Origin of the sequence: Pelagerythrobacter marensis, from assembly GCF_036700095.1 — a bacterium.
Lineage (GTDB): Bacteria > Pseudomonadota > Alphaproteobacteria > Sphingomonadales > Sphingomonadaceae > Pelagerythrobacter > Pelagerythrobacter marensis_A.
In genome coordinates this window covers 1,516,915-1,533,860 of sequence record NZ_CP144918.1, presented here as the reverse complement: position 1 = coordinate 1,533,860, position 16,946 = coordinate 1,516,915, and the positions used below count along the sequence as shown (strand labels likewise).

Below are 16,946 nucleotides of genomic sequence, written 5' to 3'. Positions count from 1 at the left end.
ACCTAGTTCTCGGGGTCAAAGTCGAGCTTTTGCTGCTCCGGCCCCGCTACCGCCTCGAGCGCAGCGCGCCAGATCGACATCGTCGCCGGCGCCTTGCGTTCCAGGCTCAGCCGGTCGATTTCCGCAACCAGCCGCTCGATACCCGCAAAGCCGCGTTCGGCCCGGGGCACGAGATAGGTAAGCGCCCCTTCGCCCAGTGCAAGGCCGCGCTGCATGGCATGCGCTTCGATCAGGTCGGCGACCATGGCATCGTCGGGCACGCCGATTTCCAGGTGGAGCGCGGCGCCGATCCGGCTGCGCAAATCGGGCAAGGCAATGTCCCACGTCGGCGCCGATGCCGTCAGCAACAGCGACTGCGCGCGTTCCTGCGCCCGGTTCCAGCGGTGGAACAGTTCGGTTTCGTCCAACGTGTCGGCATCGTCGATCGCCTCGCCCGGCCCGCTCGCTGCGAACCAGCGCGCGAACAGCGACTTGCCCGACCGCGCGGCGCCCAGCAGGACCGCCGTGCGATAGGGCCAGCGGCCGGGCTCCTGCAGAGCCTCGGCCACATGGAGGTTGGCGTTGCCGAGCACGATCCGCGCGGGATCGCCGCGCCTGCGCACCACCAGCGGCAGGGCAATCTGCGACATTCCCCGACCTAGCGACTGATGGCCAGCGAACTGCCCGACTGGCGCACGGTGAACCCGCGCGCGCGCAAGGCGGCGGCGAGTTGATCCTGGCTGCCGGCGAAGGTCACCGACATCACCGAACTTCCGCCGATCGCAGTGCTCGTCACGGCAGCGCCGCGCACGCCCGGCGCCGCCCGCACGGCGGACAGCGAGGCATCGAAGGCGCCCGCATCGGGGGTTGCGAACTGGACCGAATACGTCGCGGCCTGGGCCTGAGCGGGCTGCACCGCCTGCGAAGCGGCAGCGTCCGCACCGTTGCCCCCTTCCGCCGCAGCATCGCGCGCGGCGGCTTCCGCACGATCGCGAGCCAGCGCGGCGCGGCCGAGTTCGATCAGGCGCTGCACGGCAGGGTCGGGCTCGACCGCGCCGAGATCGAGCGTGGGATCGGGCTTCAGCTTTCCTTCGGCCAGCGCGCGTTCGAAAATGGCGTTGAACCGCTCCACCGCCTGCGCCAGCATGGGCTGGAGCTGTTCGGGGCTCTCGGCGCGCAGGGTGAACCCGTCGAGATAGGTGTTGTCGGGACCGTATCGCGCAGTGAAGGTCCCCTCGATCGGGCCGCCCGGCCACTGGTGTTCGAGATGGGCGACGGGCACGAGCACGTCCGCCGCGCTGAACTGGTCGAGGATATTGCGCCACCACAGCCGGCTCCTGCGGTTCGTCTGGCCGTAGGAGATCAGCAGCGAATCGCCGCCTGCGCCGGAGGGGCGGACGTAATTTATCCGGCTCGCCCCGGCCTGGTATTCGGCCCAGGCGCGCTGCCAGGGGTTGCGCCGCTCGTAAACGGTATAGGCCCCGGCCGACCGCGTGACCGGTATCAGCAGCATCGGGGCCGAACCCGGCCCGCGCCCGCTCGCCCCCAGCAGCGCACCGGCCCGGCCGCGGTCGAACGTGACGCCGAGCCGCGCGATATAGCGCCGCGGGCCGATGTTCTCCCGCTCGATCACCACCGCGACGACGAGGCCCTGCAACTGGCTGTCGGAAATGCTCGGTCCGCCGAGCTTTTCCCAGGCCTTGCGCTGCGCCTCGCGCCAGCCGTTCTCGCGCGCATCCTCGGCGTTGTCGCCGCGCACGTCCACTTCGATCCCGCCGATTTCGATATCGCCGCTGCTGGCGACAGGCGCGATCCCGCGATCCCCCTCCACCTGCGCCCACAGCGCGGCCCCGCCGGCGACGAGCGCGACGATTGCCGCGGCAACGAGCGACGGGCGCGAGAGGCGGGAGGGCGAGAGGGGATGGGCCATAGGGGAAAACTCGCGGCCTTTTGCCCAAACGGGCATGGAAATCCAAGCGCGAAAGTCTAAAGCCCTTATCCGATGTCTGACCAAGAAAATACGACCGGCGGCTATACCTACGCCCAGGCCGGTGTCTCGATCGATGCCGGCAACGCGCTCGTCAGGGCGATCGGGCCGCTGGTCAAGGCCACGGCGCGCCCCGGCGCCGATGGCGAGATCGGCGGCTTCGGCGGCTTTTTCGATCCGCGCGCGGCCGGCTATTCCGATCCGCTGCTGGTCGCCGCGAACGACGGCGTGGGGACCAAGCTCAAGCTGGCGATCGATCACGACCTGCACGACACGGTCGGCATCGATCTGGTCGCCATGTGCGTCAACGATCTGATCGTCCAGGGTGCGGAACCGCTGTTTTTCCTGGATTATTTCGCCACCGGCAAGCTCGAGACCGGGGTTGCCGAGCGCGTGATCGCGGGCATTGCCGGCGGCTGCCGCGAGGCGGGCTGTGCGCTGATCGGCGGGGAAACCGCCGAAATGCCGGGCATGTATGCCGCCGGCGATTACGATCTTGCCGGCTTCTGCGTCGGCGCCGTGGAGCGCGGCGAGCAGCTGACCGGCGAAGCGGTGGCGCCCGGGCAGGTCCTGCTGGGGCTGGCCAGTTCCGGCGTTCATTCGAACGGCTATTCGCTCGTCCGGCGGCTGGCGGGGGACAAGGGCTGGCGCCTCGGCGACGCTGCGCCGTTCGACGACACACGCACGCTGATCGAGGCGCTGATCGCGCCGACCCGGATCTACGTGAAGCCGCTCCTGCCCGCGATCCGCGCAGGGAAAATCGCGGCGCTCGCGCACATCACCGGCGGCGGGCTGCTGGAGAACATTCCGCGCGTCCTGCCGGACGGCGCGCATGCGCTGGTCGATGCGGACGGCTGGCCGCAACCGCCGCTGATGGCGTTCCTTCAGGAACAGGGCGACATCGCGCCTGGCGAAATGGCGCGCACGTTCAATTGCGGCACGGGCATGGTCCTGGCGGTGGAGGAGGCCGCCGCCGACGATCTCTCCCGCGCGCTGGAGGCTGCGGGCGAGCGCGTGCTGCGCATCGGCAGGATCGAGGCGGGCGAGCGGGGCTGCACGGTGCGCGGCAGCGCCGGAACATGGCACGCCGGCGAGGCGTGGGAGGCGCGCCACCTTGCCTGACAGCGTGCGTGCCCCGGCGAAAGTCGCCGTGCTCGTATCGGGCAAGGGCACCAATATGGCCGCCCTGCTCTATGCCGCGCGCCAGCCGGGCGCCGCCTACGAAATCGTGCTGGTCGCCAGCAACGATCCGGCGGCGGAGGCGCTGGCGCTGGCCGAGGCGGAAGGGGTGCCGACGTTCGCCCTGTCCCACCGGGGCATGAAGCGCGCCGATCACGACGCGGCGATGGATGCGGCGATCCGCGCCGCGGGGGCGGAATATGTCGCGCTGGCCGGCTACATGCGCATTCTCGGGCCAGATTTCGTGGCCGGTTGGGAGGGGAAGATGCTGAATATCCACCCCTCGCTGCTGCCCCGCTATCCCGGCCTCGACACCCATGCGCGCGCGATCGCGGCGGGCGACAGCCGCGCCGGCGCTTCGGTCCATCTCGTGACCGACGATCTCGACATGGGCGAAGTGCTGGGCCGGGCCGAAGTCGCCGTGATCCCCGGCGATACGCCGGACACGCTGGCGGAGCGGGTCAAGCTGGCCGAGCATCAGCTCTATCCCCGGGTGCTGGCGCAATATGTCTCCCGCCCGTTCGACCCGGAATGGCTGGTGGCGCGCGTGCGCGAACGGGCCATGGCGCTTCCCCGCGCGGAAGAGACGCTGAGCCACGGGATGCCGTGCTTCGGGATCGCAAAAGGCAAGAAATTCGCCTGGGTCAGCGTCGATCATCACGGCGACGGGGTGACCGCCCTGCTCGCCAAGATCGGCGGCGCGGACGAACAGGCGCAGCTGATCGAGAACGATCCGGCGCGCTATTACCGCCCGCCCTATTTCGGCGACGGCTGGATCGGCATTCGCCTCGACCTGGGCGATACCGACTGGGAAGCGATCGACCAGTGGCTGGCACGCAGCTGGCGCGCGGTCGCCCCGAAGAAACTCACCGCCCTGATGGACGCGGCCGACGAATTCTAGCCTCGCTTTCGGCAGGGCCGAGACGGCACCGGCCCCCCTTCCCGAACCCCTGCGAAGGCAGGGGCCTCCCACCACCGACACAACACCAATAACCCTCCCGAGCCCCAGCGCAGGCGGGGACCTCAAGCCGCTGGCGCTGCGCCCGATACCCTTCCGAGCCCCAGCGCAGGCTGGGGCCTCGGGCCGCTGGCGCTATGCCCGATAGCATGAGGTCCCAGCCTGCGCTGGGACTCGGGAAAGGGGGCAGATTGTGGCAAAAATGGCTTGACAATTGTAACCCATTGGGTTATAGGAGCCCAGCCAGTCCACACTGGCACAAAGCGACGGGGGCGGAGCGTGTACGCGTCACGTAAGTCCGCTTCGTCCAGACGGCCGGTGCCTCGGGGGGCTAGTGACCCTAGAGAAAGCCCCCTTTGCCGGTATGCGAGGAGTTTTCGGGGGACCTGTCCCTTCCCGCCCTGCGGTGGGCCTCAACGCCGCAGAGCCAGGGACACTCCCCGACGGATACGGTGCCGGCGAGCCCTGGCCGTATCTCGCCTCGCAGCCCTTAAGGGCCGAGCGAAAGGTTGCCGTAACCCCTTTCGCCGTTCGCAACGATGTTACCAAGGCAACCCTGTGACGCCCAGGTGGCAATCCTGTGATGCCCAGGCGGCACCGGCCGATTCCGTCCGCTTGCCTGTATGCCCCGGCGTATGGTCCGCATTCGCCAGCGGATGGTGGGGTGTGGGTGATGGGCTGTGCCTGCTTGCCTGCCTTTCCGTTTCTCTCCCCTTCCTCCCCCCTTTCCTCCCCCCCCCCCCCTTTCCTCTCCCCCTCTCCGATCCCCAGCGCAGGCTGGGGTCTCGTGCTGTCAGGCGACACGCCAGCGGCCTGAGGCCCCTGCCTTCGCAGGGGCTCGGGGAGGTATCAGACACAGCGCCAGCGGCCTGAGGCCCCAGCCTACGCTGGGGATCGGTCGGGCTTCCCGCCCTGCCCCCTCGACGGGGCGGGTCGCCACCGCTACCCGTTCGGCCATGGATATTCTCGTTTCGACCGGCTGGCTGGCGGAGAACCTCGGCACCGTTACCGTGCTCGACGCCAGCAAGCACCTGCCGGCGGCCGGGCGCGATGCCCGGGCGGAGTTCGCCCAAGGCCACATTCCCGGCGCACGCTTCCTCGACCTTGCCACCCTGCAGGACGAGACCTCGCCCGTCCCCGCCGCCGTCCCGCGCGCCGGGCAGTTTGCGGAGCGTCTTGCCGCCCTGGGCATCGAGGACGGCAGCCGGGTCGTTCTCTACGACGACAGCGCCTTGCGCAGCGCGGCCCGGGCCTGGTTCGTCTTCCGCCTTTTCGGATGGAGCGATGTCGCGATCCTCGACGGCGGGCTGGCCCGGTGGCGGGCCGAAGGGCGGGCGCTGGAGACGGGCGACGCCCCGCCCGCGCGCGCGCCGCAAGGGCCTGCCCCCCGGCCCGACCCGGCGCGGATCAGGACCAAGGCCGAAATGCTCGCCAACTTGCGGGAGCGGCGCGAACAGGTGGTCGATGCGCGCGACGCGGCGCGCTTTACCGGGGAGGCGGAGGATGCCGTCCACGGCCTGCCCGGCGGCCACATCCCCGGCGCGCGCCACTTGCATTACCGCGCGCTTCTGAACGACGACGGCACTTTCAAATCCGCGAACGAACTGCGCGCCGCCTTCGCCGCGGCGGGTATCGACCTCGACCGGCCGGTCACGACGACATGCGGCAGCGGCGTGACGGCGGCGGTCGTCCTCTTCGCCCTCGAGCTGTTGGGCAAGGCCGATATCGCGCTATACGACGGCAGCTGGAGCGAATGGGGCGCGGACCCCGATACGCCCAAGGAAGCGGGAGCGGTCGCGTGAATTCCAAAGACGGACCGAAGGGCACCAACACCCGATTGACCGGCGCGGGCCGGCGGCCCGAGTGGACCGGGCCGGTCGTCAATCCCCCCGTGTGGCGCGCCAGCACCCACCTCTACCCCGACACCGCCGCGCTGAAGGATGGCGGCAAGGCGAACGAGGACGGCCGCTTCTTCTACGGCCGCCGCGGCGCGCCGACCCAGTGGGCCCTGGCCGACGCGCTGACCGCGATCGAGCCGGGCGCGGCGGGCACGGTGCTCTATCCCAGCGGCGTCGCCGCCATTGCGGGGGCGCTGCTGGCGGTGCTCAAGCCCGGCGATGTCCTGCTGGTGACCGACAATGCCTATGAGCCAAGCCGGATCATGGCCAATGGCCTGCTCAACCGCATGGGGGTGGAGGCGCGGTTCTTCGATCCGCTCGACATCGACGGTTTCGCCGGCCGCTTCTGCGACCGGACCAAGGCTGTCCTGTTCGAAAACCCGGGCAGCCTGACGATGGAGGTCTGCGACGTTCCAGCGCTGGCCGCGATTGCGCGCGAGAACGGCGCCGTCAGCCTGATCGACAACACCTGGGCCTCCCCCCTCGGCTTCCCCGCGCTCGAACGCGGGTGCGACATCGCGATCATGAGCCTGACCAAGCACGTCGGCGGCCATTCGGACCTGATGATGGGATCGGCCAGCGGGGGCGAGCGCTGGTATCGCCGCCTGCGCCAGACCGCGCAGGCGCTGGGCCAGGTCGTCTCGCCCGACGATGCCGCGCTGGCCCTGCGCGGCCTGCGGACGATGGGCCTGCGGCTCGAACGCGCGAGCGCGACGGCCCTCGCGCTCGCCGAATGGCTGGCCGGTCGGCCCGAAGTCGCCCACGTCCTGTGCCCGATGCTGCCGGGTGCGCCGGGGCACGAGCTGTGGCGCCGCGACTTCACCGGCGGCTGCGGCCTGTTCAGCTTCGTCTTCGCATCCGACGAGGCGCAGATTGCCGAACGCTTCGTCGACCGCCTGTCGCTGTTCGGAATCGGGTTCAGCTGGGGCGGATACGAAAGCCTGGCCCTGCCGGTCGATCCCGCCGCCATCCGCACCGCCACCGCTTGGCCGCCGGCGCACTGGAACCCGGCCCATCGCCGCGGCGTGCGCCTGTCGGTCGGGCTGGAGGATGCCGCCGACCTGATCGCGGACATGGAGCAGGCATTCACCGACACGAGGCAAGCATGACCCAGCCCCTTCCCACCGCAACGCCCGAGGCCGAAGCCGCGACCGACGGCGCCGCTCCGCTCTCCCCCGACCCCGCCGGGGGCACCGCCGTGGCGGACGCGCCTGCCACGGCCCCTGCCCCGAGCCCTGCCCCCTCTCCCACCGAGCCGGTCGGCGCGGCCGAGGACCTCGCGCAGGCCGTCGCGTCGAAGAGCGAGACGGTGGGCGGCGTAGTCGAAACGCTCGACGCGCTCGCCCTCAGCGTGGGCGACATGCGCATATCGCTGTGGGACGCGCTGGTGGTGACCGCGGTGATCGTCGGCATCTACCTGCTGGCGCTGTTCGGCAGCAAGCTGGCGCGCGCCGTGCTGCGCCGCATCTCGCGCTTCGATTCGACCCAGCAGCTCCTGGCGGAAAAGCTGGTCTCGATCACCGTCTGGACCATCGCCGTCCTGCTCGGCATCGACGTTCTCGGGATCGACCTCACCGCCCTTGCCGTCTTCTCCGGCGCGTTCGGCCTCGCGATCGGTTTCGGCCTGCAGAAGACTTTCGGCAACCTGATTGCCGGGATCATCCTGCTGATGGACCGGTCGATCAAGCCGGGGGACGTGATCGCGATCGCCGACCAGGCAGGCAATTCGACCTTCGGGCAGATCCGCAAGATCGGCATTCGCGCGGTCTCGCTGACCACGCGCGACCAGAAGGAATATCTGATCCCGAACGAGAACCTGATGATCAACCAGGTCGAGAACTGGTCCTATTCCTCGCGCAACGTCAGGGTCCAGGTGCCGGTGGGCGTATCGTACAACTGCGATCTCGACCTGGCCGAGAAGCTGATGCTGGAGGCCGCGCGCGCCGCCCCGCGGGTGCTCGACACCCCGCCGCCGACGGTCTGGCTGGACCAGTACGGCGCAAGCTCGGTCGATTTCGTCATCCACTGCTGGATCACCGACCCGGAAGCCGGCATCGGCAACGTGCGATCGCAGGTGCTCAAGAACCTGTGGAACCTGTTCCAGCGCGAAGGGATCGAAATCCCCTTCCCCCAGCGCGACATCAACTTGCGTGGAAACGAACAGTTCGAACAGCTTATCGCCGCCATTTCCCAAAGGATCGAAAGCCGCGAAAGCTAGGCTTGCGGGGTCGCTACCGCCGCTATCAAAACCAATCCTAGCTGCACTGACATGCATTCTCGTTGGCGCCGGCGCCCGCCCCCGCGCATCTTGCAGGCATGGACGATGTCGGAACCGTATATCTGGTCGGCGCGGGACCGGGCGACCCGGACCTGCTGACGCTGCGCGCCGCGCGCCTGCTGCAAGGCGCGGAAATCGTGATCCACGACGGCCTGGTCGATCCGGCCGTGCTCGCGCTCGCGCCCGAATCGGCGGAACTGGTCTCGGTCGCCAAGCGCCGCGCCCGTCACACGCTGCCGCAGGACGCGATCTGCGATCTGCTGGTGCGCGAAGCGCGCAAGGGGCGCGATGTCGTGCGGCTGAAAGGCGGCGATCCCTTCATCTTCGGCCGCGGCGGCGAGGAGGCGGAGGCGTGCCGCATCGCCGGCGTGCCGGTGGAAATCGTGCCCGGCATCAGCGCCGCGAACGGCGCGGCCGCGGCAGCGCAGATCGCGCTGACCCATCGCGATGCCGCGAGCGTGGTCAGCTTCGTCGCCGGCCAGTGCAAGGGGCTGTCCGAACAGAACTGGGCCGGGCTGGCGGGCAAGGGGCGGACTCTGGTGATCTACATGGGCGTCAAGACCGCCCCGCAGATCGCCGAGAAGCTGATGGCCGACGGCCTTGCCCCCGACATGCCGCTGGCGGTGATCGAGAACGCCTGCCGGCCCGAAATGCGCGTGCTGCGCGGCCCGCTCGCCGCCTTGCCCGGGCTGGTCGCGCGCGAACGGGTGAAGAGCCCGGCGCTGATCGTGATCGGCGAGGTCGCTGCGCGGGGCGACGCCTTCGTCGCCGCGCTGGCTGCGGAGGCTGCACAATGAAGATCGTGACCGGAAACGACCTCAAGACCGGGGCCGTCGTATGGTGGACCGGCGTGGACTGGTCGATCCATGTCGAGGATGCGGTCGACGCGGGCGAGCAGGCGGAAGATATCGCTCTGCGCGAAGAAGCCGCCCGCCGCGTCAACGCGCCTTACGTGATCGAGGGCGAGAAGACCGCCGACGGCGTGCGCCCCGCCCATATCAAGGAACGCATCCGCGCGCTCGGCCCCACCGTGCGCCCCGACCTCACGCTCAAGCCGGCCGATCCGACCGCCGGGAACTGGGTGATCTGATGTATAGATACGACCGATACGACCAGGCCATGGTCGACGCCCGCGTCGCCGAATTCCGCGACCAGGTGCGCCGCCGCCTCGAAGGCAAGCTGACGGAGGACCAGTTCAAGCCGCTCCGGCTGATGAACGGGCTCTATCTCCAGCTCCACGCCTATATGCTGCGCGTCGCGGTGCCCTATGGCACGCTCAACAGCCGGCAGATGCGCGCGCTGGCCGATATCGCGGAGAAATACGACCGCGGATACGGCCATTTCACCACTCGCCAGAACATCCAGTACAACTGGATCAAGCTGGAGGATGCGGGCGACATTCTGGCCGATCTGGCCAAAGTGGAAATGCACGCCATCCAGACCAGCGGCAACTGCATCCGGAATATCAGTTCGGACCATTTCGCCGGCGCCACGGCCGACGAGCTGGTCGATCCGCGCCCCTATGCCGAGCTGCTGCGGCAATGGTCGAGCTTCCACCCCGAATTCATCGCCCTGCCGCGCAAGTTCAAGATCGCGGTGATCGCGAGCGAGACCGACCGCGCGGCAATGAAGCTGCACGATATCGGCATTCGTATCGTGAAGAACGGGGACGGCGCGCTGGGCGCGGCCTTCTACGTCGGCGGCGGCATGGGCCGCACGCCGATGATCGCGCCGCGCATCCGCGAATTCGTTCCGCTCGACCAGCTGGTGACCTATGCCGAGGCGTGCCTGCGCGTCTACAACCGCTACGGCCGGCGCGACAACAAGTTCAAGGCGCGGATCAAGATTCTGGTCCACGAACTGGGCGCGGAGGAATACACCCGCCAGGTCGAGGAGGAATTCGCGCACCTTCTGGCCCAGGATATCGAGCCGCCGCTGGCCGAGCTGGAACGGATCAAGGCCTATTTCGCCGATCCGCCGTTCGAACAGGGCCTGCCCGATGCGATCGACCGGTCGGACCCGGATTTCGCGCTGTGGGTCGATCGCAACTGCGTCGCGCACAAGGCGCCGGGCTATGCTTCGGCGGTCATCAGCCTCAAGCCGGTGGGCGGCATTCCAGGCGATGCCAGCGCCGACCAGATGCGCCTGATCGCCGATCTGGCCGAACGGTACAGTTTCGACGAGCTGCGGGTGATGCACACGCAGAACATCGTCCTGCCCCATGTGCGCAAGGCCGATCTGCACACGCTGTGGAGCGCGCTCGACGAAGCCGGCCTGTCGACCCCCAATCTCGACCAGGTGGACGATATCATCGCCTGCCCCGGCCTCGATTACTGCAGCCTCGCCAATGCCCGCTCGATCCCGGTGGCGCAGAAGATTTCCGAACGCTTCGCCGCCAACGGCAAGAGCGACACGCTGGGCGAGCTGAAGCTCAAGATCTCGGGCTGCATCAACGCCTGCGGCCACCACCATGCGGGCCACATCGGGATCCTGGGCGTCGACCGCAAAGGGGTCGAGAACTACCAGCTCCTGCTGGGCGGGAGCGAGGCCGACGATACCTCGCTCGGCAAGATCACCGGCCCCGGTTTCGACGAGGCGGGAATCGTCGACGCGGTCGAGAAAGCGACCGACGTCTATCTCGCGCAGCGCCGGGACGGGGAGCGTTTCCTCGACACTTATCGCCGGATCGGCATGGAACCGTTCAAGGAGGCACTCTATGGCTGAGCTGCTGCGTTTTCGCGACGACGAGACGGTCGACCATCCGGCGGTGACGGTCGATGCCTTCCTCGACCAGACGAACGCCGCCGCGGTGCGGGTCGAGCCGGGCGACGATGCGCGCGCGCTGATCCCGCATCTCGATCAGATTCGCCTGGTCGAAGTGAACTTCCCCGCCTTCACCGACGGGCGCGGCTATTCCGCCGCGCGCGTGCTGCGCGAAGCCGGCTATGCCGGCGAACTGCGCGCGGTGGGCGACGTGCTGGTCGATCAGCTTTCCGCCATGCGGCGGTGCGGGTTCGATTCCTTCGCGCCCGACCGCCCCTTCGATCCGGGCGATGCCGAGGCGGCGTTCGGGCGCTGGCCCGAAGTCTACCAGCCGGCGGCGGACGAGCGGGTGCCCATCTGGAACCTTCGTCATGGAGCCGACAATGGCTGACGCCGATCCGATCCGCCTGCGCGACCGGATAGAGACCGGGCCGCGTTTCACCGATGCCGATGCGATCCGGCTGAACCGCATGTTCCGCGGCGCCGATACGGCAGAGATGCTGCGCGCGGTGATCGCGGACGGGCTGGTCGGGCGCCTCGCCACGGTGTCCAGCTTCGGCGCGGAAAGCGCTGTCCTGCTTCATCTTATCGCGCAGATCGACCCCTCGCTGCCGGTCCTGTTCCTCGAAACCGGGAAGCATTTCCCCGAAACGCTGGCCTATCGCGACCAGCTGGTCGAACAACTCGGCCTGACCGGGCTCGTCAACCTGCGGCCCGACCCGGAACTGCTGGCCAGGCGCGACGAAAGCGGGCTGCGCTGGTCCTACGATCCCGATGGCTGCTGCGAGATCCGCAAGGTCCTTCCCCTGGCCGCCGCGCTGTCCGATTTCGATGCGACGCTGACGGGGCGCAAGGCGTTCCAGTCGGCGACCCGGGCGAACCTGCCCCGCTTCGAAATCGATACCTCCGACGCGCAAGGGCGACTCAAGATCAATCCGCTGATCGACTGGAGCGCGGACGATCTGGCCGCCTATATCGCCGAGCACGAATTGCCCCCGCACCCGCTGGTGGCCGAAGGCTATCCCTCGATCGGGTGCAGCCCCTGCACGCACAAGGTCGCGCCGGGCGAGGACCCGCGTTCGGGCCGGTGGAAAGGCTGGGACAAGACCGAATGCGGCATCCACACGCCGCTGACGCCCGATGGCGAATTGCCGCCGGGATACGACCCCGCGTTCTGATCCGTTTCGCGGCGGCGGCCGCTACAGCCACCCTTTGTCGCGATACCACTGCGCCGTGGCGGCTAGCCCGTGCGGCGTGGGAATGCGCGGCCGCCACCGGTCCGTCGGCACCGCGCGCGCAGGGTCCGCGACCCAGTCCGGGTGGCACATATAGCCCACCCGGTCGGGCGTGAGGCGGGCCTTGTCGCGGCGGACCGCGCAATCGATGCGCGATGCCCAGTCGAGCACGCCGCGCGGCAGATGCGGCACCCAGGGGCGCCGGCCGACCGCCGTGCCGATGGCCAGCGCCAGCTCGCGATGGGGCCAGCCGCCCTCGCGCCCGTCGTCGGGTTCGAAGACGGCGCCGCTCACCCCCTCCCCGCCCGGCACGAGCGCGAGCAGGAGGTCGGCCAGATCGTCGACGTGGATCATCGAGGCGCGCCCCGCCGGCGGCATCGGCACCACGCCGCGGCGCGCGGCGCGGAACAGCTCGAACATGTCCCTGTCGCGCGGGCCGTAAACCGCGGGCGGACGCACGATCGTCCAGTCGAGACCGCTGGCCGCAACGACTTTCTCCGCTCGCGCCTTCGACGCGCCATAGGCCGAGAGATCGGGCCGGCGCGCGGCGAGCGAGGAGACGAACACGAACCGCCGGACCCCGGCGGCCTTCGCAGCCTCGATCAGGGCCAGCGTTCCGGCGACGTTCGCCGCCTCGAACTCGGCGGGGACCAGCGTGCTGGTGAGCCCGGCGATGTGGATCGCCGCCTCGGCGCCATCCACCAGCCGCGCGAGCGCGGCGCGGTCGGACAGACTGCCGCGAACCCATTCGATCCCCGGCCTGCTGTCGCCCGGAACCTTGCGCGCCAGGGCACGCGCCGAAAGATTGCCGCGCGCGATCGCGTCGAGCGTCGCCTGGCCGACGAACCCCGTGCCGCCTGTCAGCGCCAGCATCACAGCATCACCATATGATCGCGGTGGACGACCGCCGCGCGCGGGGAATAGCCCAGCACCGCGGCGTGCTCGGCGCTGCGCAGCCCTTTCAGCGCATCGCATTCCGCCGCGCCGTATTCGGCGAGGCCGCGCGCGATCGCCGTGCCGGCCGGGTCGCGGATCGCGACCAGGTCGCCGCGCTCGAAAGCGCCTTCGACAGCGGTGATCCCGGCGGCCAGCAGGCTGCCGCCCTGCGCCAGCGCGGCGGCGCAGCCCGCGTCGACCGTCAGCACCCCCCGTTCGCGCAGGCGGCCGCCCAGCCAGGCCTTGCGCGCGCCGTCGCGGCGGCGGGGCAGGAACACCGTCCCCACGCCGCTTTCCAGCGCCCGGGCGATGGGTGCGGGGTGCGCGCCATTGAGGATCGCCAGCGCGATCCCCGCGCGTTCGGCGATCTCGGCCGCCTGCAGCTTGGACGTCATCCCGCCCGATCCCAGGCCCGAAGCCGAGCCGCCGTCGGCCATCGCGCGAACCGCATCGTCGATCCCGTCGACCACGGGCACCAGCCGGGCGCCCGCTTCGCGCGGGTTGCGATCGAACAGACCATCGACATCGGACAGCAGCAGGACCGCGTCGGCCCGCACCGCCTGCGCCACCCGCGCAGCGAGCCGGTCGTTGTCGCCGAAGCGGATTTCCTGCGTCGCGACGCTGTCGTTCTCGTTCACCACCGGCACCGCCCCGCTTTCGAGCAGGCGCGCGAGGGTCGAAGAAGCGTTGAGATAGCGCCGGCGATCCTCCAGATCGTCGAGCGTCAGCAGAAGCTGGGCCGCGGTCAGGCCCTGCGCCGCGAGCTTCTCGGACCAGAGCGATGCCAGCGCGATCTGTCCGACCGAGGCGGCGGCCTGCGCGTCGGCGAGATTGCCGCGGCCGCCCCGCTCCAGCCCCAGCCGCGCGGCCCCCAGCGCGATCGCGCCCGAGCTGACCACGACGACCTCCCGCCCGGCAGCGCACAGGCCGGCAATCTCGCCGGCGAGCGAATCGAGCCACGCCGCGCGCGGGCGGCCGGAGCCGTCGACCAGCAGCGCGGAGCCGATCTTGATCACGATCCGCGGTGCAGCAGCCGGATCGGACAGGTCCTGGAGGGCAGAGATCGCCATGGCGGGCGCTTAGCCCAGCCGTTTCCGCCCGTCATCCACAACGTGGGCGCATAAGCGGCGGAACGGCCGCCTGTGGCGCCTAGCCGAGCGGAGACCAGTCGCCCCGGTCTTCCGATGCGTCTTCGACTTCGGCGCCCCTGGTCTCGGTCGCGGTGTTGTCGGGCAGATAGGCGAGAACGGCGTCCAGCAGGGCCTCGACCCCGGCACCGGTGGCACCGGACACGCCGAACACTTCGTCCGCGCCGGCCGCGCGCAGCTCCTTCGCGAAGCCGGCGACAAGTTCGGCATCGGCCAGGTCCACCTTGTTGAGCGCGACCAGTTGCGGCTTGTCCGCCAGCCCCTCGCCATAGGCGGCCAGCTCGGCGCGGACCGTCTGCATGGCCGCCGCCGGGTCCTGCCCGGCGATATCGATCAGGTGGATCAACACCCGGCAACGCTCGATATGGCCCAGGAACCGGTCGCCGATCCCCGCCCCCTCGGCAGCGCCCTCGATCAGTCCGGGAATGTCGGCCAGCACGAATTCGCGCCCCTTGTGGCGCACGACGCCGAGCTTGGGGACCAGCGTGGTGAAAGCATAGTCGCCGACTTTGGCCCGGGCATTGGTCACCTGGTTGATGAACGTGCTCTTCCCCGCATTGGGCAGGCCCAGCAGGCCGACATCGGCGAGCAGCTTCAGCCGCAGCCAGACCCACATTTCCTGCCCCGGTTCGCCCGGCTGGTGCTGGCGCGGCGCGCGGTTGGTGCTGGTCTTGTAACTGGCATTGCCCCGGCCGCCCATGCCGCCTTCCAGCAGGACGAGGCGCTGCCCGACCTCGGTGAAGTCGGCCAAGACCTGTTCCTTGTCTTCCGACAGGATCTGCGTCCCGACGGGGACCGGGATCACGAGATCCGGCGCCCCCGCGCCCGTGCGGTCCCTGCCCATGCCGTGCCCGCCGCGCTGGGCCTTGAAATGCTGGGCATAGCGGAAATCGATCAGGGTATTGAGACCGGCGACCGCCTCGAACACGATGTCGCCGCCACGGCCGCCATTGCCGCCGTCGGGCCCGCCGTATTCGATATACTTTTCGCGCCGGAAGCTGACAGCGCCCGGCCCGCCCGCCCCGGACTTGAGGAATATCTTCGCCTGGTCGAGGAAATGCATAGTCGTTCAGCCTCAAGCGCCGGCGGGGGCCGCTCGCCCCCTTTGGCTATCCTCGCGCGTTCGGCCGCAAAAGCAAGCGACCCGCCCGGGCCGCGTTCCTGAACCGCATTCTCGCCACGGCGGGTTGCCTGGTGGAGCCGAGGGGAATCGAACCCCTGACCTCGTCATTGCGAACGACGCGCTCTCCCAACTGAGCTACGGCCCCGTTCCAGGTCTGCTTCCGGGCGCTCGTCGGCCCGGGGAGCGCGCCCCTTAGCGAAAGCGGGGCGGGCTGCAAAGGGCAAATTCGCCCGGCCGGCGCGCCTTGCGCTATCGGCCGCCGTTATCGTCGTCCCCCTCGCCCGCCGCCTCGGGCACCGGGGTGAGGACGATGGCCGGCGTATCGTCGGTCTCCGCCGGCGGGGTTTCGGCGGTCAGCGTCGGCCCGAAGCCGGGCTGCGGGGCTGTCTCTTCGCCCTGCACGACCGGCCTCGACACCATCTGCACCGGCGGCTCTTCCACGGGCTGTACCGGCTGCTCCACGGTGGGCATCGCGGCGGTATCGACCGACTGGACTGCGCCGGACAGCGAACCCGCCGCGCTCGCGGCCGGGGGTTGCGCCGCAAGGCTGGGCGCCGGTTCGAAAGTCGGAATGGGCTGCACCGCCGCCTCGTCCGCGTCCCGATAGGTCGCGCCGAGCGAAACGGTTGCATCGGCCTGTCCACCGACCGGGTCCGATTGCGTCGCAACCATCGTCGCCCCCGCTTGCGGCGGACCGTATTCGGCATTCCAGGCGGCGAGCGACGCGCGATACTGCTCGTACGAGCGGAAGAAATCCTCGAACACGGCCTCCAGCACGGGGAGGCTGCGCAGCGCGAAACTGTCGAAGTTCTCCGGCTCCACCAGCAACGATTCCCGCGCGATCTGCTGCGAGGCGTCGCAGAAGTCGTCGAGCGCCGGCGGGAGCGCGAAGTAGTTGTAAACCTGCGTCATATAGCGGTCGTAGGCGGCCTGCCCTTCCGACCCGTGGTTTTCGCGAAATTCGGCCAGGAGGTTGCGGTTGGTCCGCCTCAGCGCCTTCTTCCCGCGCTCGAGGAGCGACTTGTAAGCCGGCAGGATTTCCGCGTGTTCGGCCTCGAGACAATTGAGCGCCGCGACGTTCAATGCCGAACGGACATTCCAGATCGTCTGCGCGGTCGAGAGGCCGTAATTCACCGTCCGCCGCACGCCGTCGGGGCCGACAGGAGGGATGAACATGGCGCCGGTCGCACCGTCGGGCGGTGTAGGCTTGGGCGGAATGACCTTCACCGGCGGCGGTGGCGGAGGCGGCGGTGGGGGCGGCGGCGGCGGCGCGGCGCACCCGGCCAGCATCGCCATGCCGCCGGCGATCGCCAGCAGCTGAATCCGACCCGTGGTCAGTCCGAACATTGTAAATCATCCTCCTTCGCCCAGGCGCCACGATCGCCCATCGCGGATTGCGCCAGCATTAAGCGCGCAACCCTAGTCCCTGACGGAGGCAAAGAAAATGCCCGAGGCGCATGGA

The 16,946-nt window shown here is 69.5% G+C and carries 16 protein-coding genes and 1 tRNA gene; 10 read left to right on the top strand and 7 right to left on the bottom strand.

Annotated elements, in window-relative coordinates:
- Positions 1-2 precede the first annotated feature (2 nt).
- Both V5F89_RS07140 and V5F89_RS07135 read right to left on the bottom strand, forming a co-directional pair.
- On the bottom strand, positions 3-629 hold the full coding sequence (locus V5F89_RS07140; RefSeq protein WP_338444977.1) for an ATPase: 627 nt from the start codon (positions 627-629) through the stop codon (positions 3-5).
- Between the two features lie 8 nt (positions 630-637).
- Positions 638-1,909: a heavy-metal-associated domain-containing protein gene (locus tag V5F89_RS07135; protein WP_338444976.1), complete on the bottom strand. Its 1,272-nt coding sequence runs from the start codon at positions 1,907-1,909 to the stop codon at positions 638-640.
- 72 nt (positions 1,910-1,981) lie between these two features.
- Between V5F89_RS07135 and purM the strand changes: the two genes are divergently transcribed.
- From purM to V5F89_RS07085, 10 genes are all read left to right on the top strand, one after another.
- On the top strand, positions 1,982-3,088 hold the full coding sequence (gene purM, locus V5F89_RS07130; protein WP_338444975.1) for a phosphoribosylformylglycinamidine cyclo-ligase: 1,107 nt from the start codon (positions 1,982-1,984) through the stop codon (positions 3,086-3,088).
- Positions 3,081-4,046, top strand: a complete 966-nt coding sequence (gene purN, locus V5F89_RS07125) for a phosphoribosylglycinamide formyltransferase (protein WP_338444974.1) — start codon at positions 3,081-3,083, stop codon at positions 4,044-4,046. The genes purM and purN overlap by 8 nt, the downstream gene beginning before the upstream one ends.
- A gap of 1,013 nt (positions 4,047-5,059) precedes the next feature.
- Positions 5,060-5,905, top strand: a complete 846-nt coding sequence (locus V5F89_RS07120; protein ID WP_338444973.1) for a sulfurtransferase — start codon at positions 5,060-5,062, stop codon at positions 5,903-5,905.
- Positions 5,902-7,110 (top strand): cystathionine beta-lyase, encoded by a 1,209-nt coding sequence (gene metC / locus V5F89_RS07115; RefSeq protein ID WP_425334340.1) that lies wholly within the window; start codon positions 5,902-5,904, stop codon positions 7,108-7,110. Before V5F89_RS07120 ends, metC begins: the two co-directional genes overlap by 4 nt.
- The gene (locus V5F89_RS07110) at positions 7,107-8,219 is read left to right on the top strand and encodes a mechanosensitive ion channel family protein (RefSeq protein WP_338444971.1); all 1,113 of its coding nucleotides are present in this window, start codon (positions 7,107-7,109) and stop codon (positions 8,217-8,219) included. Before metC ends, V5F89_RS07110 begins: the two co-directional genes overlap by 4 nt.
- 98 nt (positions 8,220-8,317) lie before the next feature.
- Positions 8,318-9,076 (top strand): uroporphyrinogen-III C-methyltransferase, encoded by a 759-nt coding sequence (gene cobA / locus V5F89_RS07105; RefSeq protein ID WP_338444970.1) that lies wholly within the window; start codon positions 8,318-8,320, stop codon positions 9,074-9,076.
- Positions 9,073-9,369: a DUF2849 domain-containing protein gene (locus V5F89_RS07100; protein WP_338444969.1), complete on the top strand. Its 297-nt coding sequence runs from the start codon at positions 9,073-9,075 to the stop codon at positions 9,367-9,369. The genes cobA and V5F89_RS07100 overlap by 4 nt, the downstream gene beginning before the upstream one ends.
- Positions 9,369-11,003, top strand: a complete 1,635-nt coding sequence (locus tag V5F89_RS07095; RefSeq protein WP_338444968.1) for a nitrite/sulfite reductase — start codon at positions 9,369-9,371, stop codon at positions 11,001-11,003. The genes V5F89_RS07100 and V5F89_RS07095 overlap by 1 nt, the downstream gene beginning before the upstream one ends.
- On the top strand, positions 10,996-11,433 hold the full coding sequence (locus V5F89_RS07090; RefSeq protein WP_338444967.1) for a DUF934 domain-containing protein: 438 nt from the start codon (positions 10,996-10,998) through the stop codon (positions 11,431-11,433). The genes V5F89_RS07095 and V5F89_RS07090 overlap by 8 nt, the downstream gene beginning before the upstream one ends.
- On the top strand, positions 11,426-12,220 hold the full coding sequence (locus tag V5F89_RS07085) for a phosphoadenylyl-sulfate reductase (protein ID WP_338444966.1): 795 nt from the start codon (positions 11,426-11,428) through the stop codon (positions 12,218-12,220). The genes V5F89_RS07090 and V5F89_RS07085 overlap by 8 nt, the downstream gene beginning before the upstream one ends.
- Positions 12,221-12,241: 21 nt before the next feature.
- On the opposite strand, the gene V5F89_RS07080 is transcribed toward V5F89_RS07085, so the two are convergent.
- The 5 genes from V5F89_RS07080 to V5F89_RS07060 form a co-directional block, all read right to left on the bottom strand.
- Positions 12,242-13,150 (bottom strand): NAD-dependent epimerase/dehydratase family protein, encoded by a 909-nt coding sequence (locus V5F89_RS07080; RefSeq protein WP_338444965.1) that lies wholly within the window; start codon positions 13,148-13,150, stop codon positions 12,242-12,244.
- A complete protein-coding gene (gene proB / locus V5F89_RS07075) occupies positions 13,150-14,283 on the bottom strand; it encodes a glutamate 5-kinase (protein ID WP_338444964.1) in 1,134 nt (377 codons plus the stop codon). The genes V5F89_RS07080 and proB overlap by 1 nt, the downstream gene beginning before the upstream one ends.
- A gap of 79 nt (positions 14,284-14,362) precedes the next feature.
- Positions 14,363-15,424, bottom strand: coding sequence for an Obg family GTPase CgtA (gene obgE, locus V5F89_RS07070; protein WP_338444963.1), 1,062 nt, complete (start codon positions 15,422-15,424; stop codon positions 14,363-14,365).
- A gap of 129 nt (positions 15,425-15,553) precedes the next feature.
- Positions 15,554-15,629: transfer RNA gene (locus tag V5F89_RS07065), tRNA-Ala, on the bottom strand.
- A 104-nt stretch (positions 15,630-15,733) separates the two neighbouring features.
- Entirely contained in the window at positions 15,734-16,831 is a 1,098-nt protein-coding gene (locus V5F89_RS07060; protein ID WP_338444962.1) for a hypothetical protein, read from the bottom strand.
- Positions 16,832-16,946 lie beyond the last annotated feature (115 nt).